The sequence below is a fragment of the Geotalea uraniireducens Rf4 genome (assembly GCF_000016745.1).
GTDB lineage: Bacteria > Desulfobacterota > Desulfuromonadia > Geobacterales > Geobacteraceae > Geotalea > Geotalea uraniireducens.
Genome location: NC_009483.1, coordinates 861,573 through 886,063 on the forward strand (window position 1 = coordinate 861,573; position 24,491 = coordinate 886,063).

The 24,491-nt window shown below is 55.3% G+C and carries 19 protein-coding genes; 15 read left to right on the plus strand and 4 right to left on the minus strand.

All coding sequences use genetic code 11. From position 1 onward, the window contains the following. Nucleotides 1-214: 214 nt before the first annotated feature. The 3 genes from GURA_RS03725 to GURA_RS03735 all read right to left on the minus strand — a co-directional run bounded on the left by GURA_RS03725 (nucleotide 215) and on the right by GURA_RS03735 (nucleotide 1,787). Entirely contained in the window at nucleotides 215-829 is a 615-nt protein-coding gene (locus tag GURA_RS03725) for an SH3 domain-containing protein (protein ID WP_011937665.1), read from the minus strand. Between the two features lie 6 nt (nucleotides 830-835). Then, the gene (locus GURA_RS03730) at nucleotides 836-1,303 is read right to left on the minus strand and encodes a WbuC family cupin fold metalloprotein (protein ID WP_232278973.1); all 468 of its coding nucleotides are present in this window, start codon (nucleotides 1,301-1,303) and stop codon (nucleotides 836-838) included. Between the two features lie 130 nt (nucleotides 1,304-1,433). Next, complete coding sequence (locus tag GURA_RS03735; protein WP_011937667.1) at nucleotides 1,434-1,787, minus strand: VOC family protein; 354 nt, start codon at nucleotides 1,785-1,787, stop codon at nucleotides 1,434-1,436. 166 nt (nucleotides 1,788-1,953) lie between these two features. Between GURA_RS03735 and GURA_RS03740 the strand changes: the two genes are divergently transcribed. The 12 genes from GURA_RS03740 to GURA_RS03790 all read left to right on the plus strand — a co-directional run bounded on the left by GURA_RS03740 (nucleotide 1,954) and on the right by GURA_RS03790 (nucleotide 16,464). Then, nucleotides 1,954-3,579, plus strand: a complete 1,626-nt coding sequence (locus GURA_RS03740; RefSeq protein ID WP_011937668.1) for a thiolase family protein — start codon at nucleotides 1,954-1,956, stop codon at nucleotides 3,577-3,579. 23 nt (nucleotides 3,580-3,602) lie between these two features. Further along, nucleotides 3,603-3,896, plus strand: a complete 294-nt coding sequence (locus tag GURA_RS03745) for a transcriptional regulator (protein ID WP_011937669.1) — start codon at nucleotides 3,603-3,605, stop codon at nucleotides 3,894-3,896. 313 nt (nucleotides 3,897-4,209) lie between these two features. Then, the gene (locus tag GURA_RS03750) at nucleotides 4,210-5,448 is read left to right on the plus strand and encodes a GGDEF domain-containing protein (protein WP_011937670.1); all 1,239 of its coding nucleotides are present in this window, start codon (nucleotides 4,210-4,212) and stop codon (nucleotides 5,446-5,448) included. A 208-nt stretch (nucleotides 5,449-5,656) separates the two neighbouring features. Further along, nucleotides 5,657-7,591 (plus strand): sensor histidine kinase, encoded by a 1,935-nt coding sequence (locus GURA_RS03755; RefSeq protein WP_011937671.1) that lies wholly within the window; start codon nucleotides 5,657-5,659, stop codon nucleotides 7,589-7,591. 114 nt (nucleotides 7,592-7,705) lie between these two features. After that, a complete protein-coding gene (locus GURA_RS03760; protein ID WP_011937672.1) occupies nucleotides 7,706-8,389 on the plus strand; it encodes a response regulator transcription factor in 684 nt (227 codons plus the stop codon). A gap of 175 nt (nucleotides 8,390-8,564) precedes the next feature. Further along, a complete protein-coding gene (locus GURA_RS03765) occupies nucleotides 8,565-10,175 on the plus strand; it encodes a beta strand repeat-containing protein (protein ID WP_011937673.1) in 1,611 nt (536 codons plus the stop codon). Nucleotides 10,176-10,187: 12 nt separating this feature from the next. Beyond that, nucleotides 10,188-11,417, plus strand: coding sequence for an Lcl domain-containing protein (locus GURA_RS22615; RefSeq protein ID WP_011937674.1), 1,230 nt, complete (start codon nucleotides 10,188-10,190; stop codon nucleotides 11,415-11,417). A 189-nt stretch (nucleotides 11,418-11,606) separates the two neighbouring features. Then, nucleotides 11,607-12,620 carry an Lcl C-terminal domain-containing protein gene (locus tag GURA_RS22620; RefSeq protein ID WP_011937675.1) on the plus strand — a complete coding sequence of 338 codons (1,014 nt, stop codon included), beginning with the start codon at nucleotides 11,607-11,609 and terminating at the stop codon, nucleotides 12,618-12,620. A 25-nt stretch (nucleotides 12,621-12,645) separates the two neighbouring features. Beyond that, entirely contained in the window at nucleotides 12,646-13,458 is an 813-nt protein-coding gene (locus GURA_RS03780; RefSeq protein WP_041245258.1) for a hypothetical protein, read from the plus strand. An 86-nt stretch (nucleotides 13,459-13,544) separates the two neighbouring features. After that, nucleotides 13,545-13,715 carry a diguanylate cyclase domain-containing protein gene (locus tag GURA_RS24065; protein ID WP_157046117.1) on the plus strand — a complete coding sequence of 57 codons (171 nt, stop codon included), beginning with the start codon at nucleotides 13,545-13,547 and terminating at the stop codon, nucleotides 13,713-13,715. A 138-nt stretch (nucleotides 13,716-13,853) separates the two neighbouring features. After that, nucleotides 13,854-15,836, plus strand: a complete 1,983-nt coding sequence (locus tag GURA_RS03785) for a sensor histidine kinase (protein ID WP_011937677.1) — start codon at nucleotides 13,854-13,856, stop codon at nucleotides 15,834-15,836. After that, nucleotides 15,826-16,464, plus strand: a complete 639-nt coding sequence (locus GURA_RS03790) for a response regulator (RefSeq protein ID WP_011937678.1) — start codon at nucleotides 15,826-15,828, stop codon at nucleotides 16,462-16,464. Before GURA_RS03785 ends, GURA_RS03790 begins: the two co-directional genes overlap by 11 nt. 73 nt (nucleotides 16,465-16,537) lie before the next feature. On the opposite strand, the gene GURA_RS03795 is transcribed toward GURA_RS03790, so the two are convergent. Further along, nucleotides 16,538-17,710, minus strand: a complete 1,173-nt coding sequence (locus GURA_RS03795; protein ID WP_041245259.1) for an ATP-binding protein — start codon at nucleotides 17,708-17,710, stop codon at nucleotides 16,538-16,540. A 381-nt stretch (nucleotides 17,711-18,091) separates the two neighbouring features. Here GURA_RS03795 and GURA_RS24070 point away from each other — a divergent pair, with 381 nt between their 5' ends. From GURA_RS24070 to GURA_RS03810, 3 genes are all read left to right on the plus strand, one after another. Beyond that, nucleotides 18,092-21,817 carry an ELWxxDGT repeat protein gene (locus GURA_RS24070; RefSeq protein ID WP_011937680.1) on the plus strand — a complete coding sequence of 1,242 codons (3,726 nt, stop codon included), beginning with the start codon at nucleotides 18,092-18,094 and terminating at the stop codon, nucleotides 21,815-21,817. A 40-nt stretch (nucleotides 21,818-21,857) separates the two neighbouring features. Next, the gene (locus tag GURA_RS03805; protein ID WP_011937681.1) at nucleotides 21,858-23,003 is read left to right on the plus strand and encodes a hypothetical protein; all 1,146 of its coding nucleotides are present in this window, start codon (nucleotides 21,858-21,860) and stop codon (nucleotides 23,001-23,003) included. Nucleotides 23,004-23,675: 672 nt separating this feature from the next. Then, nucleotides 23,676-24,443: a GNAT family N-acetyltransferase gene (locus GURA_RS03810; protein WP_011937682.1), complete on the plus strand. Its 768-nt coding sequence runs from the start codon at nucleotides 23,676-23,678 to the stop codon at nucleotides 24,441-24,443. Nucleotides 24,444-24,491 lie beyond the last annotated feature (48 nt).

Consider the following 24,491-nt stretch of genomic DNA (forward strand, 5'->3'; position numbering starts at 1 on the left):
TTGTTTAAATGTCAGGCTTGATCTGAAATAAAAAAGGCCGCGGGGGATACCCACGGCCTTTGAATATAAGTAATGTGACAGCGCATACTCATGGGGCAGCGGGCGTACCTGCGGCGTAAAACGCCGCTGCGCTGATAGCTCGTGCATTCCCGTAAATGATGAGAGATGAAGTAATGTGCATAGATGTCTCAAATAGCACAGTCCAATTACCTAGTCAATGTTTTTGTGGGTCGAACTTGTCGTCGATGGAGATGGCAAAACGCCCGTCGTTGTCCCTCCAGCGCATCCAGCCATAGGCCGTCAGATCGACGAGCACGAGTGCCCAGTCTTCCTTGATCTCGATAATGCGCAGGTTCTTTTGCCGGGAAAGGGTGTCTATCTGCGGCGAGGTGGGGGATGGTTCCCGGCGAAGGAGATATAGATCTTTTTTCAGTCCAGGCAGGAGCCTTGCCGCCCGTCCCTTGAGAAAACTCCCCCATGGTGAATATTCCCAGTAGCGCGGCATTTCCAGCCAACCCTCACGCCCCGCGTCGTCATAGGCGATGCGCAACCAGTTCCCCTTTTTCCCGATTACCGCCACCGGGTATTCTTCGCGGCGTCCCTGGATCACCGGCGCAAGGGGGGGGAGATCTTTGCCGTCGAGTTCGGCGATCCTTTCCACGCCAGGCTCCCGGTAAATGGCCAGAGCACGGACATCGTCGCGCTGGGGGGGGAATGGGCGGATGACCAGGAGGCCGTTGCCGCTGAATGGGCGGGACTTGGCAATGCCAAAGGCAGGCAACGCCGAAAGCGCCAGCAAAAGCGATATGATCAGGGTTCGAAACAGCATATACTCTTAGAAAAGCGCCTTAAGCCCGGCAAGATAGTCCGGAACTTCCGGAGCTCCGTCTTCGGGAGCCCATGGTGCTTTTTCCTCCTCGTTCAAAGGAATGTAAGGGCCAGCCTTGGCCTCGAAGAAAATGGTTCCTTTCTCCAGGCTCACCGCGGTATGGAATACCCCGTGAGGAATGTCCGCGATCAATGTTTCGTTTGCAACCGCAAGGGTGGCCTTCTCCATTACGGCGCCGTTCTCGTCGAAGGTGATGATCCCCAGTTTTCCCCTGAGGACGACGAACGATTCATCCTTGGTGGGGTCCAGATGCCGGTGGGGGCGGATGTAAGAGTCGGGCTCGATGGCGTTCAAGAGACGGTGACAACAGAAATCGTCCGAGGGGTGGAGGTTGAAGTTCTTTCTCAGCCGCGGGTTCTCCTGCGCCTGGGCGGTAATGGTATCCATCAATTGTTTGCCAACGATTTTCATCATCTTCCCCAATTTAAGTAACGCTCAAAAATGTCCATGTGCAAGGCGCGCAAAGCCTGAGGAGTGAGGCGTACACCGGTACGCCGCAGTGACGAAGGGTGTGCGCAACGCCGGAGATGGGCGTTTTTCAGCGTTACCCCTCGACGAGAGCGAACTGGTTGCCGTCCGGGTCCTTCACCACAGCCATCTTGCCCCATGGAGTCCGTTCCAGCGGTTCGGCAAATGAAACGCCGGCATTGGTCAGCTCCTTGCAAAGCTGCTCCAGGTCCGAAACGACCAGGGTAACGCCCGTATGACGCCCTACCAGCGGCTGCGCTGCCTCGTGCATGGCCAATGACACACCCAGCGTGGCCCCATTGCCGGGAAAAAATTCCATCATCGCCACCGATTCCTGCACCAGCGGCAGTTTCAGCAATTCCTTGTAAAAGCGCTTTGCCCCTTCAAAATCCCGGACAAAGACCACCACGTTTTTCATCCCTTTTACCATCGCTCTGCCTCGCATACAACGGCTTCGGCACATGAAGCCGTCGTAGAAATTTCTAAATGGTTAGATAAATAGCAGACGAGCGGGCAACTGGCAAGGGCTATTTTTCTCGTCCTCCCTTGTCCTGTAGCGATAATCGGGTATATTTATCAACACGGGAGGTGTCTTCATGAAAACATTTTTTCAGCCGCGGAAGGTATATGTGGCAGCGTCATATATGGCGCCGGTCGGCCGCTACAACGGCAAGGAACGGGAGGCGCTCAGCTTCCTGGAACTGGCGGAAAAGGCCGGGGCGGTTTTTGCCGGCAGCCCGGTCAGGACAAGGGAAATCGAGGCGGTAGTGGTGGGGTGTCAGAACCCGGTCGCCTTTTCCGGCGTGGACAATACCGCTGCCAAGGTGGCGGGGGTGCTTGGCATCTCCGGCGCCAAATCGGTGCTGATCGACACCGCTTCCTCTTCCGGGGCGTCGGCCTTCGAGAACGCCTACATGGAGATAGCCTCGGGGCGTTCCGATCATGTGCTGGCCATCGGCATCCAGAAGATGAGCGACGTCTCCACGTCGGATGCCACCCGGATCGTCGCCGGGGTAATCGACCGGGATGAAGCGGAATTCGGCCTCTCCATGCCTGCCTGCGGGGCCTTGGTGGCCAGGTCGCTGATGCAGCGGCTGAATCTTTCCGAAGAGGAGTGGACGGCCTATTCGGCGATGCTCACCGAGCGTGCCCACCGCTATGCGGCAAAGAATCCCGATGCCCACCTGAATTTCGAGATACCCCTGGAGGAGTACTACCGGCAGATCGTCAACGGCAAGAACTACCGCTACTGGTGGCCGCTCCGCTACCATGATTTCTGCCCCATGTCAGACGGCGTGGCGGCGGTAGTGCTAACCGCCCGGCCGCAGGAGGTGCTGGTGACGGGGGTGGGGAGCGCCACGGACATTCCGACCATCGCCGACCGCAAGTATTTCCATTCATTTCCCGCCACGGTAAGGGCGGCAGCAGCGGCTTACGGCATGGCCGGGATCAGGGATATCACCGACTTCGCCGGCAGGCTCCACGTGAACATGCACGATCCCTTCAACGGTTTCGGCCCCATCAACATGGTCGATCTCGGCATCCTGCCGCGGGCAAGACTTTTGGACGGCCTGCTCGACGACAGCCTGACCGGCGAATACGGCCGCTTTCCCACCAATCTGACCGGCGGCCTGAAAGGGCGCGGCCACCCGCTCGGGGCCACCGGCATGATCCAGGTTGTGGAAAATCACCGCCTGATAACGGAGAAGGGCTTTCAGGCCGGTCTCTCCCACTCCATCGGCGGTCCGATCAACAACAACGTGGTCATCCTCCTGGAGAAGGCGGACCATTACCGTCGCCGCCGCCACGAGCCATACAAACCGTGGGGATTGCCGTCGCTCGGCACGCTGAAGCCGAAGCAGGTTACCGTCGAGGCGCTCCTGGCCGGCGTGGATGCAGTGGAGGGGAGGTATGTCACCTCCACCACCAGGTTTGACTACAAGTCCGGTGAGCCGCTCAATACGCTGATGCTGGTTTCCTGCCGCATGGATGGGGGGCGCTATACCTTTCTCTTCGGCATCGGCGGGGAGCATTACCCGAGCATCGCCCGCCTCTCTTCAGGGGACCGGCTCAGCCTGGAACGCTCCAACGGTGGCATCCTGGTCAACCGGATGCCGGTCAAGCGCTTCTACCAGCGCACCCTCGACGGATTGATGGAGATGGCCGAATCGGGGTGGCGGATGATCAAGGGAAGGGGTGAGGTAAAATCGGCAGGAAAATAAAAATCAAAGAGCCGTTCGTCCCCGTGGAGCAGCACGATACGCTCCGCCATGAGATCGTCTCCCTTCTCGATGGGCATGAGCTCTCCGCCCGGGAGATTTCAGCGGAAATCGGCATCGGCGAAAAAGAGGTTTACGGTCATCTTGAGCATATCCAGCTGCACAAGAGGGACCTGCACCTCCTGATCACGCCGGCCGTATGCAGGAAATGCGGGTTTGTCTTCAGGAAGAGGGAGCGTCTGAAAAAGCCGGGGAGATGCCCGGTCTGCCGCGGTGAGCTGATCAGCGAGCCGCTATTCTCCATTGAGAAATCCGGTTAGGCGATTTGCGCCCGTGATCGCGGCAAAGTCTGTACTTCCTGCAACGGCTATCCATGCCGTCCGATCTTCTCTTCTCATTATCAGCGCCACATTTATCAATATTTGGCAGTTGACGCCCCCCCTCCCGGCTTATGACACGATGATTCTCTTGTCTCGTGGCCTGTAACTCCTGTTATTGCAACGCATCGCACGCTGGTGGCTTTGTCAAGGCACGGCCAGTAGCAGTTTTTCGGATTAATCGTGTTGACATGCTCCTGCTCATCGGTGTATTGAATCTGTGTTTCTGTTAATCGATGGATGGGGTGAGCGACCGGTGAAAGTCACTGTTCTCAAAAAACTGACAATCTTTGCACTGCCTGCCATGTTGCTCGTGGCGGCATACTTGTCGCTTCCTCACATTGCCGCCCTCTCTCCAGCCCAGCGCGAGCTTGCATTGTTTTCCCCCTATCTGGTCGTCGTTGTCGGGATGTCTCTGAGTTTCGCCTTCGGCCGCGGCCGGGTTTTCTTCATCCTGCTTCTCCAAGGAATTTTTTACTGGAGTTTTCGCACCTACCTGCAAAACGGCATAAACGGCTTTGCTCCCCAGGTGGTGTTTCAGTCGCTCTGCCTGCTCCTTCCCCTCAACATCACCCTCTTCTCCTTCATACGCGAACGGGGGGTGATGACCGTCTCCGGCCGGATGCGCTTTATTTTCCTGGCTTTGCAAGCGGCAATGGTCGCCTGGATCATCAGGTACCAGCACGACTACAGCGATCTGCCGCTTTTTTTATCCGCGAAATTCCTCCACTTCCCCTTCATTTCAGATCTGACGCTTCCCCAGCCAGCTTTGCTCCTGATAGTTGCGGGCATTCTCCTCATCTTTATCCGTGCGTTCACCAGGCAATCCCCCATCGACAGCGGCCTCCTCGGCTCTCTGGTTGCCGTTGCCGTTGCCTGCAACTGGTTGGCGAGCACGGATGTCCCCCTTGTTTTCATCTCCGCAGCCGCATTGATACTCTCCGTAAGCGTCCTCCAGGACTCCCACAACATGGCTTATCGCGACGATCTGACCGGGTTGCCGTCGCGGCGCGCCCTGAACGAGCAGATGTTGGGCGTGGGGAGGCAATATGTGATCGCCATGCTCGACGTCGATCATTTCAAGAGCTTCAACGATAGTTACGGTCACGATGTGGGGGACCAGGTGTTGAAGATGGTGGCGAAGAAGATGGCGGCGGTCAAGGGGGGAGGCAAGGCATACCGTTACGGCGGCGAGGAATTCACCATCCTCATGCCGCGCAAAAAGATGGCCGAGGCCATTCCCTTTCTGGAAGAGGTGCGAAAGAACATCGCCACTTATCAGCTTGTGCTGCGAGGCAACGACCGCCCCAAAGAAGCGAAAGAGGGGAAAAAGCTGCGCGCCTCCGAACGTGGCGACAAGTCCGTGTCGGTGACCATCAGCATCGGCGTTGCCGAGAGCAGCGATAGCCTGAGAAGCGCCGAAGAGGTACTCAAGGCGGCGGACAAGGCCCTCTACCGGGCAAAGAGCAAGGGACGAAACCAGCTGAGTAAATAAACATAAGTATTAGGTCTTTTTATTGATTTTGCTGCCGCCACGTGCGAAGATGCAGCCGCTGAATTTTTTCATGGAGTGGTGCTAGTTCAGACATGCAAATCCAGGCCTTTAAAGCTACCGCGAAGCGGATTGGTTCAACTAATTTTTTAAGCGGAAAGTTGTCTTTTGGACCTGTATTTTTGTCGCATCTTCCAATAAAGAGCATGCCATGTTTACCGTAAGAGTCATTCCCGCTTTTTTCCTCTATTTCCTTTTTCTCTGCACAGCTCTTCCTTGTGCAGCGGCTTCCCCCCCTCTCGTCCTCCACGAAACAACCGTATCCTCCCGGCTGTCCGGGCATATCGACATACTCGAAGACAAAACAGGAAAATTGACGATCAACGAGGTGAGTTCTCCCGAAGCGGACAGGCTGTTCAAGCCGCCTGTCGAAAGTAGAGGGTTTGCGAAAAGAGTCTACTGGATCAGGTTTACCATCGAAAATAAAGCGGAAGCGGGAAAACGCTGGCTGCTCGAATTGAGTGCTCCGAATATAGGTTATCTCGACCTCTACGTTCCGACTGCACGGGGCGGCTTCGATCTCATGCAGGCCGGCGCCATGCGGCCGATGAGCATACGGACGTTCCAGCACAGGAATCCGGTCTTCCCTGTTGTCATTTACGGTCAGGGTAAAACCTTTTATCTGCGAGGCGATGGCAATAGAAGTGCGCTATTGTCTTTAACGGTTTGGTCACCTGAGGCTTTCACCCGCATGGACCACCGGAGAGACCTGATTGCAGGTTGCTACTTCGGGGCCATGATGGTGATGGTCGCCTACAACCTGTTTATTTTCTTCTCCCTGCGCGACAGGAACTATCTTTACTATATCATCGATATCTTCTGCTTCGCTCTGTACGTGTTCTTCGCCAAGGGGTTTCTGGTAGAGTTCATCAGCGCGGAGATGGTGTGGGTCTTCAACTATACCCTTATCCTCGCCCTGCTGCCGATGCTCACCGGGCTGGCATTTTGCCGGAACTTTCTCGCGACGGCACGCAATGCTCCCCTCATCGACCGTATTCTGAAGTTATTCATGCTTGTAGTTGTCCTGTTCGTGCTCGCACTATTTATTGTGCCTCAGGAGGGGATGGTACGTGCCTTGACCATTATCGCGCCCTGCATGTCTTTAGTTATCCTGACTGCGGGAGTAATCTGCCTTCGCAGAGGGTATCATCCGGCCCGCTATTTTATCGCCGCACGCATCTTTCGCTTTTTCGGTCTGATCACGTTTATGCTCGCCATAAATAATATCCTTCCCTGGAATTTACTGACTATGTCCAGCTTGCAGTTGGGGTCAATTCTCGAGGTGCTGTTCCTCTCCTTTGCCCTGGCCGACCGTATCAATGTGATGCGGCGCGAAAAGGAAGAGGCGCAGGCGGACGCGATCAGATCGAGCCACCTGGCTTCGCTTGGCGAGCTTGCGGCCGGCGTGGCGCATGAAATCAATACACCGGTGAATACCATTATCAATTCGGCGGATCTTATTCTTGAGAGTGACGACCGGACGGCTACCGAACACGATGCCGCAGTGATAAAAAAACATGGCAGACGGATTGCGATCATCGTCAGCAGCCTGCTCTTCTTTGCCCGCCGTCCGGCGCTGGAAAAGACGCCGTTTGCTGTGGCCGCGCTGCTGCACGGGACGCTGGATATGATCGGGGCCAGACTCCGTCAGGAGAATATAGCCATAACCGAGCAGATCCCTCCGGACTTGGCCGAAGTGCTGGTGCATCCGCAGCAGATCGAGCAGGTGTTTCTCAATATCCTGATCAACGCCATGCATGCCCTTGACGAGAAACATGGAGGGGGGTATGACGGCAAACGCCTCGAAATATCCGCCTCGGAGCTGTTCATTAATGGCCGACCATTCGTGCGGATCACCTTCCATGACAATGGCATCGGCATACCGCCGGAGCTGCTGAACCGGGTCACGGAATCATTCGTCACCACCAAACAGACCGGCAACGGGCTGGGCTTAAGCATCTGCCGGCAGATTATCGCCGACCATGGCGGCTTCCTGCGGATAGAGAGTCGGGTAGGGGAGTACGCCACGGTGAGCGTGGATTTACCGGCGGTGGAACGGCAAATCCCCCCTGCCCCCCTTTCATAAAGGGGGGGTAAAAAACCTCCTCGAAAGAATTGTGAAAAGCCTCCCCCTTTATGAAAGGGGGATTGAGGGGGATTTAGATTTTAGTTGCCAACTCCAAAAAAACAGGAATCGAATATGACCACACGCATACTCATCATCGAAGACGAACAGGATCTTGCCGTCACTTTTCAGCGTTTTCTCCGCGGAGCAGGCTATGCGGTCGATTTGGCGGACGATTATGCCGGTGGCAGAGAACTGTTGACCAGCGGCGGCTACGGCGCTGTGTTCCTCGACATAAATCTGCGCGGCAGGCTGACCGGTATGGATTTGCTGCGGGAGGCACGGGAGATCAACATAGACACTCCGGTGGTGATTATTACCGGTTCCCCCGAGGTGGCGACCGCGGCCGAAGCGGTGCGTAACGCCGCCTTCGACTATCTGTGCAAGCCGATCGAAAAAGAACAGTTGCTCAAGAGCGCAGCCGCCGCGCTTGAACACAAAGCCGCCACCGATGAAAAACGGCGCTATCAGCAGCAGTTGGAGTCGGTTGTCAACAACATGAGAAACGCGCTGGCCGCCGTCGATGTTGCCCTGCCGTCGCCCGCAGGGCGGACTCAGGAATCTTCACTGGATGCCCTCAGCGAGCGGGAACGCCAGATTGTCTCCCTGCTGGGGCAGGGGGAAACCAATATCGATATGGCCGCCGCCTTCGGCATCAGCGTCAGGACGGTGGAATCCTACCTTGGCCGGATCATCGAAAAACTGGGGCTTGACGGCATGAAAGAACTCCGCCGCCTGGCTATCCGGATCAAACAGTAGTAGTTATACTTCCCCCGTTTCACCACCTCTGACCGCAAATTCCCCCACAAAAATACTGTAAATCCCCCTGCATACACGCTGTTCATCCTCTTGTATATTATACACAATTAAGCTTGTTCAAGCTTCTCTGCGAATACATCACTCGATACATAAAGATATCCGATTGGAGGGTTTCATGAAAAACGTCGTACTTTTATTTTGTCTTTTCTGTCTGACCGCCTGCGGCGGCAGCAGCACCAGTGTCGGTAACGGTTCCCGTACCGTCTCCGGCACGGTCACGGCAAACGGCGCGGCCCTGTCCGGAGCCACCATAACATTTAGCGGCACTGCATCCGGCACCGCAACCACCGGTTCAGACGGCGCCTACAGCTTTACCGGCGTCAATAACGGCACCTATCAGGTAACCGCCGCAAAAGCGGGCTATGTCGTTACTCCGGCCAGTCTTTCGACGTCAGTCACAAATACTGATGTTACCGGGCAAAACTTCACCGCCATACCGGCAAACTACACCATATCCGGCAGCGTGACCTTTGCCGGTATTGCGCTCGAAGGGGCCACCGTAACACTGAACGGCACCTCCCTGTCCGGCACCTCATCCACCACCGCCACCACGGACGCAAACGGAACGTACAACTTCTCCGTTTCTGACGGCAGTTATACCATCACCGCCGTAAAAACAGGCTATGTCCTTACCCCGGCCTCCCTTGCAGTGGCAGTTGATAATGCCGATGTCACCGGCCAGAACTTCATAGCCGCTTCCGCGAGCTACACCATCTCCGGCACCCTGACATCGGGCGGCGCCGCCTTGTCGGGCGCAACCGTCACGCTCTCCGGAACAAGTGCAGCAACCACAACCACCGATACAAGCGGCAATTACAGCTTCAGCGTACATAATGGCAGCTACACCGTAACCCCGTCAATGACCGGATACAATTTTACGCCAGCCAATCGTGCGGTAACGGTAAACAACGTCGATGCCACCGGCCAGAACTTCACTGCCGCCGATGCAACCTACACGCTCTCCGGCACCATAACCGTCGGCAGTGCGGCCCTGTCCGGCGTCACCGTAACATTGTCCGGATCAGGCAGCGGCACAACCACCACCGACGCAAGCGGCAACTATAGCTTTACTGTACTACATAACGCCAGCTACACCGTAACCCCGACAAAAATCGGCTATGGTTTCACCCCTGCCACCCAATCCGTAACCGTTGCCAATGCCGACGTTACCGGCAAAAACTTTACCGCAACAGCAACATCGTCACCCACCTACTCAATTTCCGGCCTGGTGACCCTGAACGGCGCCGCTCTTTCCGGCGTCACCATCAGCGCCACCGGGGCGACTCCGGTCGTAACCGACGGAAATGGCGCGTACACCATCAGCGGCCTTGCCAGCGGCAGCTACACGGTGACCGCGGCCAAGACCGGCTATACCCTGTCGGCCGGCCAGTCCGTCACCATAAGCAGCGCCAACGTAACCGGCACGAATTTTACCGCAACAGCGCTGCCGTCACCTACCTACTCAATTTCCGGCCTGGTGACCCTGAACGGTTCCGGTCTCGCCGGTGTCGCGGTGGCGCTCACCGGTAGCGGCGCCGCAAACACCACGACCGATGCAACCGGCGCATACACCTTTGCCGGGGCGCAAAACGGCAGCCATACGGTCACTCCGACACTGAGCGGGTATCTGTTCACTCCGGCCAGCGCCTCTGTAACTGTCAGCGGCGCTGACTCGACCGGCAACAATTTCACGGCAGCCACCGGCACTGTAACAGTCACTTGGTAAGGGGATAACGACATGACACTATTTAATACGCAGACACTCAAACATCTTGTCATCATCATGCTTCTGGTCCTGGTCAGCGGATGCAGCGGCACATCGGCAAACGGCACCGGCTCCATTGCGGCAAAACTCGCCTGGCGTACCAGTAAAGTCGCGGTCAAGGGCGTCGCAGCATTGCCTGCGGCTCCTGCCGGTGTGGTGACGGTCAGGATCATTATTTCCGGCAGCGGCATGACCACCATGCAGCAGGACTTTGCCGCTTCCGCCGGTACCGGATCTATCAGCGGTGTTCCTGTCGGCGGCAGCCGGACGGTGACAGTCCGGGGGCTGGACAGCTCGGGGGCCGTGTTATATGAAGGCGCGGTTGGCAATATAACCGTACAGCAAGGCCTGACCACCGACGCGGGAACCATTACCATGCTTCCGCTTGCCGCGCCGGATGCCCCTTCCGGCCTGTCGGCGACGGCGGTTTCCATCTCGCAGATCAACCTTGCCTGGACCGATGCCAGCGTCACTGAAACCGGTTTCAAAATCGAACGCAAAACAGGTTCCGGCGGGACCTATGCGCAGATCAACACGGCGGCCGCCAATGCCGTCAGCTATGCCGATACCGGTTTGACGGCGGCAACCACCTACTATTACCGGGTACGGGCAACAAACAGCGCCGGTGATTCGGGGTATACCGTCGAGGCACATGCGACAACGCCCACTATCCAGCTTCCCAAAACCGGTCAAACGATCAGCCAGGCTGCTGGTGATGACGGCGCTTTGCAGAAAGGGGTTGCCTGGCCCAGCCCGCGCTTTACCGACAACTCTAACGGCACGGTTACCGACAACCTGACCGGGCTGGTGTGGCTGAAAAATGCCAACTGCACCGATACTGCTGGCGTACCCAAGGCGAGTGGTTATCTCACCTGGTATGATGCCATGAACTGGTGCAATAACCTGGCTGCCGGAGTCTGCGGCCTCAGCGACGGTTCCACTGCCGGCCAATGGCGTTTGCCCAATCGCAATGAGTTGCAGAGCCTGGTGGATCGCTCCCAATACAGCCCGGCGCTTCCGTCTGGCCACCCTTTTACGGGCGTCCAGGGGACGCGCTACTACTGGTCGTCCAGCAGCATCGTGGTCGATAGCAGCAACGCCTGGGTCATGGAACCGGTCTATGGCAGCATGATGGTCGGCGGTCCCGGCTGGGGCGATAAGATGACCGTCAACTATGTGTGGCCCGTTCGCGCGGGACAGTAGCTTGTTGGGGTATTTGGTGATGCAGGGTTCGTTATGGCCATCTGCCCATCTCGCGCAGCGCCATGAAGCGGGCGGCGCATCCGGAGAACAGGGTACGTGGCTTCCCACGGCAGGTGAAATACACCCTGGGGAGTGAAATGCGTGTCGCCGCACAGCGAAAGTAGCACTATACAAACCGGAGGAACAGATATGAACAAATTGATTACCGCACTCAGCCTGGTGTGTCTGACCATTGCAGCAGTGGCTTTTGCTGTCACAACCGGTACGATCCAGCTTCCCAAAACCGGTCAGACCACCAGCTATGCCGCCGGTGACGACGGCGCCCTGCAAAAAGGAGCTGTTGCGCCATCCCCGCGCTTTGCCGACAATGCCGACGGCACGGTTACCGACAACCTGACCGGGTTGGTATGGCTGAAAAACGCCAACTGCACCGATACCGTTGGCGGCATAAACAGGGCGGATGGCTATCTCACCTGGGCTGATGCCCTGACCTGGAGCAATAACCTGGCTTCCGGAGCCTGTGGCCTTAGTGACGGCTCCACCGCCGGCCAATGGCGCTTGCCGAACAGTACCGAGTTGGACAGCCTGGTAGATATCGAACACCGCGGTCCGGCGCTGCCCGCCGGCCACCCCTTTACGGGCGCCCAGTTGGGCATATATTGGTCGTCCAGCAGTTCCGCAGGCGATAACACCTACGGTTGGGGCATAGATATGAATACTGGCGACATAGACCACGGCTATCCTAAGAGCATCGGCCTTTATGTCTGGCCCGTTCGCGCGGTACAAGGAAATATTAAACCGGATGCAGCCACGGTAAAAGCAGCCTATGACACCGTCAACGACAACGTGAATTATTTATGCAGCGCCGACGTAAACAACGATATAGCAACTGCTACCGCACAAGATCTCTCGTATGCCGGCGGGACGCTGTCGGTTCACGTTACTCCGACGGCAGGAACATCATTTCCCGTCACCGTCGTTTACACCATGGATAACTTTGTTGCGGGCCCTTATATCGTCAGCGGCAGTCAGACAGCGCTTATCACAAGCCCTTCCGGCTGGACCGCGACCGGCTCCCTGACCGGCACCGGCAGTGTCATAAGCAGCTTGCTTTCGAACATGGTAAATACCTCGGGTACGACAACCGGCACGCTGACCGTCAATGGCTATCCTTATGATTACGCAACTGGCGCTTACAAGTAACCACCATAATTAAGGAGGAATGAAAATGTCACAGGGCGTTCGGGTATATGTTTGTGCAAGATCTATGCATCTTTTTCTCGTACTAAAATATGATGATGATCCCAATGATCTCCATAGCGCTGTACATCCACCAAAAACCTGGTTTGATATGGATTTGTACTATGCCTCACTCACGTTGGAAAAACCGGAAAAACCGGCCCTGCCGGCGTTATGCCTCTATGAATCTTGTTGGAACTGGTGGGTAACAGTATTTGACGCGAACAACGCTGGTTTGTTTAACAATACGTTCCCTCCTGGTCATGTCAGCATAAACGATAGTTTGCCCAACGGGCTCCAGCCTAATTTTAGCGACCCAGACAATTTCAACCGTTTGCAGCAGACCAACACCCAAGCAGTGGGTGCGCAATTACGCACTACCCCGGGCGAAACGTGGTCAGAAGAACCAGGATCATCGATCCATGAGATAACGGAATATAATACCCTTGCCGGCAGTAACGGTCACATGGTGAGCGGAGATGAATTTGTTAAAGCGCTCATGGGGTGTTTTAATAATTACGTTAATAATTACAATGTTAGACTAGCCTGTGTTCCATACTTGGTGGATCGCACGAATTGCATCTCGTTTGTTATGTCGCTGTTAAATGCGACGTTTTTGGATTTGGGTGTTGGAGATCAAAGTTTTTGTAAATCATTTCTCCTGAAGAACATAAAACCTAAAATTGATTTGATTTTTTGTGGGGATATGGGCGCGGATATCATAATTGCTCCTGCGTTTTTTAAACCGAACTGTAATCCTTTCCCGACGTATGAAGGCATGTGGAGTAGCATATATTCGTAACTGCTCACCACACCCCGACCTGTGCATTGATGGCTGTCGCCGACAGCCCGTTCGCTGCCGGTGAGTAAGTTTAGCAGGGTCAATCGTTGGAAGAGCAAAAGGGTCTGCGTTTTGATAAGCAGACCCGTTTTTACCTGAATACTTCCGGGGTTGCCGAGAGCAGCGACAGCCTTAGAAGCGCCGATGAGGTACTCAGGGCGGCGGACAAGGCCCTCTACCGGGCCAAGAGCAAGGGACGAAACCAGCTGAGTAAATAAATATAAATATTAGAGCTATTTATTGATTTTGCTGCCGCTCCGTGCGAAGATGCAACCGCTGAATTTTTTCATGAAGTGGTGTTAGTTCGGGCGGGCGGTGGGCGCCCTTCCTCAGTTTACCTCATATTCCCACAACTTATGACCGTGAAAAACCTGAAGCAAATACTGCTGGTTGTGCTGATCATGCTGATTCCCATCAGTTGGGGGTGCAGCGGTAATAAAGATGCGGCACTGCTTGCCCGGCAAGGCGTAATCGATCTTTCCAAATTGGATATGATGCGCTTTGATCCTGTCCGTCTCGACGGTGAATGGGAGTTCTACTGGAATCAACTGTTGTCGCCGGAGGATTTCCGTGGGGCGCAGGTCCCTGTTGCTACCGCCTTTCTTACACTTCCCGATGCCTGGAACGGCTTTAAACTCAATGATAAAAAACTGGGAGGAAAGGGATTCGCCACCTTCCGACTGCGGATTCTGCCTGGATCAGGAAAACGAGAGCTGTCACTGCATTTTGATGATGTGTATTCTGCCTATAAGCTCTGGGCAAACGGCAAACTTCTTGTCGAAAGCGGTGTGGTCGGCAAGGATGCCTCCGAGGAGACTCCCAACCAATCCATCCAGCAGCCCAGGTTATACATTGGAGACCAGCCTATCGAGCTGGTGCTGCAGATATCCAATCACCACTATCGTGAAGGCGGCGTTGTTTCCTCCATAAAACTTGGGCCGGCAGACAAGCTGGAGGCGGCACAGCTGAGGGCGTGGGGACTGGCCCTGTTTTGTATCGGCAGCCTGATGGTGATGGGGATCTACCATATCGTCCTGTTCTGTTTCCGCAGAAAGAATATAGCGCCTCTTTATTTCGGTATTTACTGCCTCTTATGGATGGCATACTCATTTACCTCCAACTCGAACGGTTGGGTTGTGCATCTTTTCCTTGGAAATATTCCTGTCCAGTTTTTGAATCGGATTGACCTTTTCTGTTTTGTGATTTCGGTTCCCGTTGGCTACAGTTTTCTCCGCACGCTGTATCCCAAGGAGTTCTCACGCCGCCTCCAGCACGCAGCATGGGGGTTGGCTTCCGTCTTTGTGGTTATGGGGCTTGCTGTCTCAACCATGTCATTCACCACCGCCATTCCCACATATTATCTCGTTTCAATAGTAATGATTCTGTACTCTATTGCCATGCTTTCCAGGGCAATGCACAGGGGGCGGGAAGGGGCTTCCTTTATTCTCCTGGGCTTCATCGCTCTGGGGTTTGCCGGTATAAATGACATGCTCTGCGATTTACAGATGATACGTTCGGTTTATCTGATTCACATAGGTATGTTCGTCTTCATTCTATTTCAGGCAGTTGCCCTGTCTTTACGCTTTTCCAAGGCCTTCTCCGCGGTAGAACAGTTGTCCGACGAACTGTCGGATAAGAATCTGGCCCTGGAAGAGGAAATAGCTGAAAGGACCAGACTGGAACGTGAGATCGTGAATGTCAGCGAGGACGAACGCCGACGCATCAGTCACGATCTGCATGACGGGCTTTGCCAGCAGTTGACCGGCGCCAGGCTGCATTTTTCCGTGCTGGAGCGGAAACTGGAGGGTGCAGGACGGCAACAGCCGGAAATGACACAACTCTCGTCACTGCTTGAGGAGTCGGTCAACCACGCCTATGATCTTTCGCGCGGTCTTTGGCCGGTGGAACATGACCCCCACGGGGTCAGTCCCTCCCTGGAAGAGTTGACCCGACGTCTGGCCGAGTCCAGCGGAATTGCCATTAAGTTCAGCCAGGAACGCGGCTGCGTACATTGCTCGAATGCCGGTTTGACCCAATTGTTTCGCATTGCCCAGGAAGCAATCACCAATGCAGTGAAGCATGCCCGGGCAAGCCGTATCGATGTCGCCCTGAACTGTCAAGACCGTAATAGTGTCTCTCTGGCAGTGCATGACAATGGTGTCGGCAGGAGCGCCGCATCCGGAACAAAAGGTGGGATGGGCATGGGGATCATGTCCCATCGAGCCAAGATTATCGGCGGTATGTTGTCTGTTTCAGATGCAGAAGGCGGGGGGACGCTGGTTACCTGTACGGTTACCTGTGAAGCCGAATTGACGGAGGGTAAACCGGATGGCAGATAAAGAAGAAAGTGCCCGCATTTTCCTGATCGATGACCATCCTGCGGTGCTGCAGGGGTTAAAGTTGTTGCTTTCTCAGGCGTCTCACATCGTCTGCGGCGGGGCGAAAAACAGAATCGAGACCTTTGAGCGGATCGGATCATCCTGTGCTGATATTGCGCTTCTGGATCTTTCTCTTGGTGAAGAGAGCGGGCTTGAACTCATTGCGGGATTACGCGAGCTCGGCATTGCCGTGCTGGTTTACTCCATGCACGAGGATTCCGACACAATTGAAAAGGCTTTTGCCGCCGGAGCCAATGGCTATGTTTCCAAGCGGGAGGTGTCGGAAGTCCTGCTTACAGCGGTATCGGATCTCCTGGCCGGGAGGCGTCATGTAAGTCCGCAGGTTGCCCAGAGTCTGGCGAACATGGCAATCTCTTCGCCGAAGGTGAATCGGGAAACCGTACTTAGCGAGCGAGAACAGCAGATTTTGACCATGCTTGGCCAGGGTGAAGCGAATTCGGATATTGCCGCAGCCTTTGACATCGGCCTCCGCACGGTGGAGACATACTATGCCAGGATCATCGACAAGCTGAACCTGGACGGCATGAAGGAGCTCAGGCGTTATGCCATAAGAATGAAACCGAAGTAGGTCCATCGCTGTAACCGGCTGCACTTGGAACATCCCGCAAAAGCCTTTCCCTCTCCCTTGACGTAAGAAATGTTTACCCAATTGACAACCCGCTTATCATGTGGAGCTTGCTCCATCTCGAATTGAGCCAGCGTTTCAGTAGCGGATCTGTGAGGTTTACAAGGCCGCTCTCGTCGCTCGCGATATGGTCACCATTCACAAGCGCAAGCAACGATTTTTTAACAGTCGCTGCATTGGTAAGCCTATTGCGCACCATATAATCACCCGCCATAGGGTGTCTCGTTGGTTCTGCTGCGAGAGCTTCCAGCAGCGTGCGCGATTGCGGCGTAAGTGAAGCGTAGATTGACATGAATAGAGATGTCTCTCTAGCCGCCGCAGTATTTATGGCCTCAACGAGATTGTCTTCAGTTGGCGCATTGGGCGCTGTTAATTCATATAGGGCATGTGCGATAGCTGTAACGCTGTAAGTATGAGCTTCTGCAGTGGCAACAATAATGTCAGCGATATCTCGTGACCATATAGCTCCAGATGCCTCGGCAAGTGCAACCAGATGTGCAGAAAACTCGTCCGGCTCTATCAATGGCAGTTCTCGTGTAGTAGCGCCACGGTAGAACGCACGCTTTGGCGATTCAAACATATCTCTTAAAAGTTTTCTGCGCGAACCAATAAATAAATATGACGCTTTGTGATGCTGAATGGTCGAACGCAAAGCAGCCTCGATTTGAGCGCCATCGCCAAGCATTGCCAGGTCTTGAAACTCGTCGAATATAACAAGAAGTGGCGTCTTGGAATGCGAAGATATGCTGTCGAGTGATGCAACTACTGAAACAAGCCTGTCAAGGCCGCTTTTGGCTAGTCCGGAAGCAGAAGCGGACACTGAAAAAGAGCCATCAGGGTTCATTGTAATAACCGGGACAAATGCCGTGACCAACCTCGATAGCTTTTTGAATATCTTATCATCAATACTAAGTGAGGCAAAAAGCGCGGTCGCTATACGGTCGGCAGCTGCATCTGCTGACGGAACAGCGCTTAAATCGGCGAAGGTCGCCAGTCCACCCTCAGCGCGATAGTCCCTGGCCAGCCTCATCGCAAGCGAAGTCTTCCCGGATCTGCGCGGCGCAAGTAGTACATTATTGTTACCTGAGCGCGCTTCCAGCATAAATGCCGAAAGAAGTTCCTTTTGGTTGCAGAGAGGCTCATCGTCTCCAATTACTGTCTTTGAAAATGGGTTTCTGATTGCGGGCATAAGGCATCCTATCCTCATTGAGCTGCCACTGTGGCTGTTTTTGAATACGTAATTGTTCTCATTTAACTACAAGTATATTACTGGTAGTTAAGTGTGTGTGCAAGTGTTTATTTATTTTGTAGCAGTCGTATGACAGCTTCACCCACACCTCAATCCCCTCTCGTCAAGGGAGGGGAGGAAAAATCACGAAATGAACAGCATTCCAATTTAATAAGCTGAATAGTTACACAAAATAATCAACTTCCCCATCCTTGTCCGTAATTTCCCCTACAAAAAATCAGTGATTTCCCGGACATACATAAACTTGGTTTTGTTGTATTGGTGTGTTCGTATGATTTTGTTTATTGAAGGCGTTCCGGCAGCAAAAAAGGAGATATAACGATGAACAGACGATTAATCGGAATTGTGCTCACCATGATGATGTTGGCGCTCTTTTCCCACGGCCAGGCGGTTACAGCAGAGGCGTCCGCATTACCGGATACCGCGACGGTCCCCCAGCCGGTGCTGGTGAAGGACATCAATGCCTCGAAACTCGGCAGCTCGTCGAACGCGAACGGCTTCGTCGCGGTGGGGGGTGTTACCTTTTTCAGCGCCAATGACGGGGTGCATGGCCAGGAGCTCTGGAAGAGCGACGGCACGGAGGCGGGTACGGTGTCGGTCAAAGACATCAACCCCAACGGTGATTCTTATCCACAAAACCTGACCGGCGTGGGCGGCGTCCTCTATTTCTCTGTCAGCGATCCGGCGAACGGCATTAGCCTCTGGAAGAGCGACGGCACGGATGCGGGTACGGTGCTGGTGAAGGATATCACTTCCACCGTTGGTTCGTCACTTAATAGCCTGACCAACGTGGGTGGCGTGCTCTATTTTATGGCCGGCGACGGAGTGAGCGGCTATAGCGTCTGGAAGAGCGACGGCACGGCGGCCGGGACGGTGGTGGTGAAGGATGCAGGTCCAATTGCACCGGGAAGTACAGAGTACTTTTTGATCTCAAACCTGACCAACGTGGGCAACGACCTCTATTTCACGATCAACCACCAGAATACCATCCATATGCTCTGGAAAAGCAACGCAACCGGGACGGAATTGGTGAATAATATCGGTCCGGTTACTCAAATCGCAAATTTGACCGACGTGGGCGGCGTCCTCTATTTTGTCACCTATGACCCGGTAAGCAAATATGGGATTTGGAAAAGCGACGGCACTGCGTCCGGTGCGGTGTCGGTTAAGAATTTCGGTGCCTCTCAACCGTTCTACTTAACCAACGTCAATGGCGTACTGTATTTTAGCGCGTATGACGGGGTGAATGGCCAGGAACTCTGGAGAAGCGATCCTACGGCTGGGGCGGTGCTTGTGAAGGACATTAATCCAACAAGCAGCTCGTTACCAAACGACCTGACCAACGTGGGCGGCGTCCTCTATTTTACCGCCAACGACGGGACGAACGGGACCGCGCTCTGGAAGAGCGACGGCACGGCGAACGGGACAGTGCTGGTGAAGGGTGGCGCCGGTATATCAAACTTGACCAGCGTGGGCGGCGCCCTCTATTTCGTCGCGAACGGCACGGAGCTCTGGAAGAGCGACGCCACGGCCGGGGCGGTGCTGGTGACCAATTTAGGTTCAGCCTCAACACTTAGTGTTAATGTATCAAACCTGACCAATGCGGGCGGTGTCCTCTATTTCACCGCCTCCGGCGTAAACGGCATGGAGCCCTGGAAGAGCGACGGCACGGCTGCCGGGACAATGATGCTGAAGCAAATCTTCTCCGGCACGGGACCTTCGATAGAGCCGAGGAGGGATGTAAATCCGGTGGTCAACGTGAACGGCGTCCTCTATTTCACCGCGATCTCTGATCTGGTGGACGGCCTGGGTCTCTGGAAGAGCGACGGCACGACGGCGGGGACAACGCTGGTGAAGGGTTTCGGTGTAGGTAAAGTGAGTGTCTCAAATCTTACCAACGTGAACGGCGTCCTCTATTTCGTCAATAATGATGTCGGTATCTGGAAGAGCGATGGTACGGAGGTGGGTACGGTGCTTGTGAAGGATTTCAATGCAATTGGTCTTACTCCCTCAAACCTGATCGACGTCAACGGAGGCCTCTATTTCAGCACCTACGACAGGTCGAACTTCGGTGCTCTCTGGAAAAGCGACGGTACGGATGCGGGGACGATTCAGATGAAGTTGTTTGGTTCTGGTTCCGCTCCCACGAGCTTGACCAACGTGGGCGGCGTTCTCTATTTCAGCGCCGGCGAAGGGGCAATGGGCACTGAGCTTTGGAAGAGCGACGGCACGGAGACGGGTACGGTACAGGTGAAGAATATCTATACCGGCGACGGCAACAGCTCTAATCCTTCAAACCTGACCAACGTGGGCGGAGTCCTCTATTTCACCGCCACCGACGCAGTGAACGGCACTGCCCTCTGGAAAAGCGATGGCACGGATGCGGGTACGGTGCTGGTGAAGGTCGTCACTCCTGTCGGAGGTATTCCGGCATTCATGTTTTATTCTTCCGCCAATGTCAACGGCGTCCTCTATTTTACCGTCTTTGATAAAGGCTACAGCCTCTGGAAGAGTGATGCCGCGTCAGGGGCGGTGTTGGTGACAAATTTTCCAGCCGGCTCACCCTATAACATTACGAACGTCAACGGCACCCTCTATTTTTTCTATGATAGCATGACCGCCAGCGGCACTGAACTCTGGAAAAGTGACGGCACGGAGGCCGGGACGGTGGTTGTGAAGACGGTAAATCTGGGCATTAGCAATAAAGTAAAGGGTGACGTGCCCGTTCCCGCGCCCATTCCCGTCAAGGGGTTGGCTAAGACGGTGGCAATGAGTGGTCCTAGAGTCGGGCCTTCCGCAACCCTGGTTGAGGTCAACGGTGTTCTCTATTTCACCGCCTATGACGCGGCGCACGGCTTTGAACTCTGGAAGAGCGACGGCACGGCGGACGGCACGGCCATGGTGATGGATATCTTTCCCGGCGCAGGCAGTTCGTACCCCGCAAGCCTGATCAATGTCAACGGCGCCCTCTTCTTTAACGCGGATGACGGCTTTCATGGCAATGAGCTCTGGGTCTTGAGGATGAATTCCGCAACCGCGCTAGCCACCGGGGCGACCCCTACGACCTACGGCCAATCCGTGACCTTCACCGCTTCCGTAACCAGCGGGGCCACCGGCACGGTGACCTTCGGCGAAGGCGACACGACCTATTGCGCCGGCGTTGCCCTGGACAACAGCGGCAAGGCCGCCTGCAGCACAACATCGTTGGGTACAGGGGCGCACACCATAACCGCAACCTACAGCGGCGACGGCCATTACAACGGCTCCAACGCAACCGTCAGCCAGACCGTAAATCAGGCGAGCTCCACCACCACGGTAACCACCGGGATGACCACCTCGACCTACGGCCAATCCGTGACCTTTACAGCTTCCGTAACAAGCGGGGCGACCGGCACGGTGACCTTTGCCGAAGGCGCAACGATGTATTGCTCCGCGGTTGTCCTGGACGGAAACGGCAAGGCAGCGTGCAGCACGACCGCTCTGGGTGCCGGGTCGCACACCATGACCGCAACCTACAGCGGGGACGGCACCTACAAGGGCTCCAACGGAACAGTCGGGCAAAGCGTAGTCGCTGCGGTCCTGACCGTTACGGCCGACAGCAAATCCAGAAACTACGGCTCTGCCAACCCGACCATGACCGCCACCTATTCCGGCTTCGTCAACAATGACACCCAGGCAAGCCTGAGCGGCGCCCCGGGCATAACTACCTCGGCAACAACGGTCAGCCCGGCCGGCAACTACCCGATCACCATCACCGTGGGTACGCTTGCATCGGGCAACTACAGCTTCAATTTCGTCAACGGCATCATGGCGGTCAGTTTATCGGCCGCGGCCAGCGGCGACATTAACAGTGACGGCAAGGTGGATATCAGCGATGCCCTTATGGCATTGCAGATGGCGATTGGACTGTCCGCCTCCACTCCAACCCAACTGACAGCCGGTGACGTGGCCCCGCTGGTGAACGGCAAGTCGGCGCCGGACGGAACAATCGACATCGCCGACGCCATGCTGATCCTTGAAAAGGCGGTCGGCCTGCTGAATTGGTAGTGCTAACTGATAAGAATCCAAAGACATACGAGGAGATGATATGAAGAGATTTGTGAGCATTGCATCGTTACTGCTATTAATACTCGTCCTTGCCGGTTGCGGCGAAGATCCGGCGAATTCCTCCGGCACCAAGGTCACAGGCTTTGCCTCCAAGGGGCCGATCGTGAACGGCGTCATCAAGATATATTCGGTCAAAGACGGCGTAAAAACATTTATCAAACAGACCACCACCGACGCCAACGGCAACTACAGCGCCGACCTCGGCGCCTACACCGGACCGATCATAGCCGAGGCGAGCGGCTCCTACCTGGACGAAGCCACAGGTTTAACCAAGACCATATCAGCCGACTCACCTCTCCACGCCGCACTGCCGTTGGCACAGGGCACTGTCAATCTGCCGGTAACAGCCCTCACCGAACTAGCCTTCACCAAGGCAGGGAGCACCCTGAGCGCATCCACAATAAGCGCGGCCAACACCCTTGTCTCCGATCTCTTCAAGGTGGACATCATCGCCACCTCGCCGGTTGCGCCTACGACTGAAGCTCTTAAAACCGCCACCCAGGCCCAGAAGGACTACACTTTGGCTTTGGCGGCCATTTCCCAGATGGCCAGCACGTCAGCCGGAACCAGCGACACCGACAAACTGAACAACGCGCTGACGACCACGGGGCAGGGAATATCGTCCACCGGCATGACCACTGCAACGGTTAACGCCATCCAGAGCGCCCTGACTGCTTTCGTGAGCAACGCCAACAACAAGACCGGCATCAGCGACACCTCCACCACCAGCCTGGTGAACGTCGGCACCCTGTCCAAGAGCTATAAGCTGATGCTCCAGGGGACTTTCACCCCCGGCAGCGTTACCGGCATTCAGTTCGATCTGTCTCTCCCGGCCGGTGTCACCCTTAATGTCGACAATTCCACCTCGGCGGTCCTGGCCAGCAGCCTGGCCCTTTCGGGCGCTGCGCCTTCCGGCGCCCTGCTGTCGGCCCATTACTCGTCCGGCGCGCTGACCGTCGGCATTATCACCACAAGCAGGTTCAGCACCGGCGAGGTAGCCACGTTGACCTGCAATATCCCGGCTGGAGTGAGCGCGCCCAGCGCCTCCTTATTCTCCGCAGCCAACCTCAGGAGCATCGACAAAAACGGCGCCACCGTGGCGGGAATCATGATCACCATCAAGTAACGGAACACGTAAAAGGGGACGGGTTGCTTTTTCAATAAAGCGGCCTGTCCCAACTTCATTATCCTGATGAAAGAGAGAGCTGAAAACGTGGCGCGTATAGCCCGAACACGTCAAGGTAAATCAGGACTACCAGGCTTACTGCGCGCAGAAGGCTGCCGAATTAATCAATACCTTGAACAATCCGAGTGTCATTGCCCAAAATTGGCAGAAATTGGCGGAGAATCCGATCAAGTTGGCTAGTGCCAGGGTGAACGGTATGAGCGCCACCTTCGCTGCCGAGGCCATATGAAAGGGAGGAACCGGTCAAAACCGTTCTTTGACTCAAGACAGGGCATCCCATTGCGAATGCCCTGTCTTGCTGAGGCAAACCCATCCCTATTCAATGAAACACTGGATGAAACTGGTGCTTACAGGCAAGGCATCGCTCCCCCGCTCATTTGCAGAGATCTGTGGATTGCGAGGCTGACTCGGTCTAGCCGCAAAAAGTTTTAATGATTACAATAAAAACTTGTTTTATTTATTAAAATAATTAAAATGGACACCCTGTTCATCGGTTCATTCAGGAGTAACTACATGCCGTTCGTAGAGGATGTGAAATAAGTATCTGGAGGCGGGTTATGCTTCAAAACATGATCTTCATTGATCACGCAGGGCAGTTGGCAGCGGCAGCTGGTGTGCCGCTGTATAGCTCCGACCTGTATATGCCCCGCCAATGTAGGGGCCGGCAGCATCTATTTCTGGGGGCAGGAGTTGACCATCCACACCTTGGCGGCGAAAAGGCCCGAGGGGTGCGCCGACAACTGTGAAAGGGCGAAAGCGGTGCGGCACTGTGTTGCCGATATCATCAGACTGCCGCTCCTGCTTCCCGATGATTTCGATTATCCGGGGATGATCGCCGAGATCGTACGTCTTCGGCGTGAGCGGCGACCGGACACCGTCAAGGAAGAAGCCGCCCCGGCGATCACCCTGCGTCCCATAGCCGATGACGACCTGGAATTTCTCTTTCATCTCTACGCTTCAACCCGCGCCGGAGAGAAAGAGCTTGTCGGATGGAGGGACGAACAGTGGGAAGTGTTCATGCGGATGCAGTTCAATCTCCAGCACAGTCAATACATGCAGAATTACGAGCAGCCGTCCTTTGACGTCATCATGCTCGGCGATACTCCTGTTGGCCGGTTGTATGTCAATCGGGGAGAGGATGAGATTCGCATCGTCGATATTTCCCTGCTCCCCGAGTATCGCGGTCGCGGCATCGGGGCCGATTTGTTGAGGAGCATCCTCCAGGAGGGGGATGACAAAGGGGTCCCGGTGACACCCCACGTGGAATGGACCAACCCCGCCCTGGCGCTGTATCAACGGCTCGACTTCCAGGAGGAAGGCTTTGCGGAGGTCTACTGTTTCATGAAGCGGCTCCCTGGGCAGTCATTATCCATTCACTGAACGAAACGATCTACCTTTCCGCCGAGCCCGAGCCCGGCGCAATCCGGT

Excerpts from the sequence above, each read along its gene's own strand:
- GURA_RS03790 (WP_011937678.1), top strand. The coding sequence starts at position 15,826 with ATGGCAGATAAAGAAGAAAGTGCCCGCATTTTCCTGATCGATGACCAT.
- GURA_RS03730 (WP_232278973.1), bottom strand. The coding sequence starts at position 1,303 with ATGATGAAAATCGTTGGCAAACAATTGATGGATACCATTACCGCCCAG.
- GURA_RS03795 (WP_041245259.1), bottom strand. The coding sequence starts at position 17,710 with ATGCCCGCAATCAGAAACCCATTTTCAAAGACAGTAATTGGAGACGAT.
- GURA_RS03765 (WP_011937673.1), top strand. The coding sequence starts at position 8,565 with ATGAAAAACGTCGTACTTTTATTTTGTCTTTTCTGTCTGACCGCCTGC.
- GURA_RS03780 (WP_041245258.1), top strand. The coding sequence starts at position 12,646 with ATGTCACAGGGCGTTCGGGTATATGTTTGTGCAAGATCTATGCATCTT.
- GURA_RS03755 (WP_011937671.1), top strand. The coding sequence starts at position 5,657 with ATGTTTACCGTAAGAGTCATTCCCGCTTTTTTCCTCTATTTCCTTTTT.
- GURA_RS03785 (WP_011937677.1), top strand. The coding sequence starts at position 13,854 with ATGACCGTGAAAAACCTGAAGCAAATACTGCTGGTTGTGCTGATCATG.
- GURA_RS03735 (WP_011937667.1), bottom strand. The coding sequence starts at position 1,787 with ATGGTAAAAGGGATGAAAAACGTGGTGGTCTTTGTCCGGGATTTTGAA.
- GURA_RS03760 (WP_011937672.1), top strand. The coding sequence starts at position 7,706 with ATGACCACACGCATACTCATCATCGAAGACGAACAGGATCTTGCCGTC.
- GURA_RS22620 (WP_011937675.1), top strand. The coding sequence starts at position 11,607 with ATGAACAAATTGATTACCGCACTCAGCCTGGTGTGTCTGACCATTGCA.
- GURA_RS03740 (WP_011937668.1), top strand. The coding sequence starts at position 1,954 with ATGAAAACATTTTTTCAGCCGCGGAAGGTATATGTGGCAGCGTCATAT.
- GURA_RS22615 (WP_011937674.1), top strand. The coding sequence starts at position 10,188 with ATGACACTATTTAATACGCAGACACTCAAACATCTTGTCATCATCATG.
- GURA_RS03805 (WP_011937681.1), top strand. The coding sequence starts at position 21,858 with ATGAAGAGATTTGTGAGCATTGCATCGTTACTGCTATTAATACTCGTC.
- GURA_RS24070 (WP_011937680.1), top strand. The coding sequence starts at position 18,092 with ATGAACAGACGATTAATCGGAATTGTGCTCACCATGATGATGTTGGCG.
- GURA_RS03725 (WP_011937665.1), bottom strand. The coding sequence starts at position 829 with ATGCTGTTTCGAACCCTGATCATATCGCTTTTGCTGGCGCTTTCGGCG.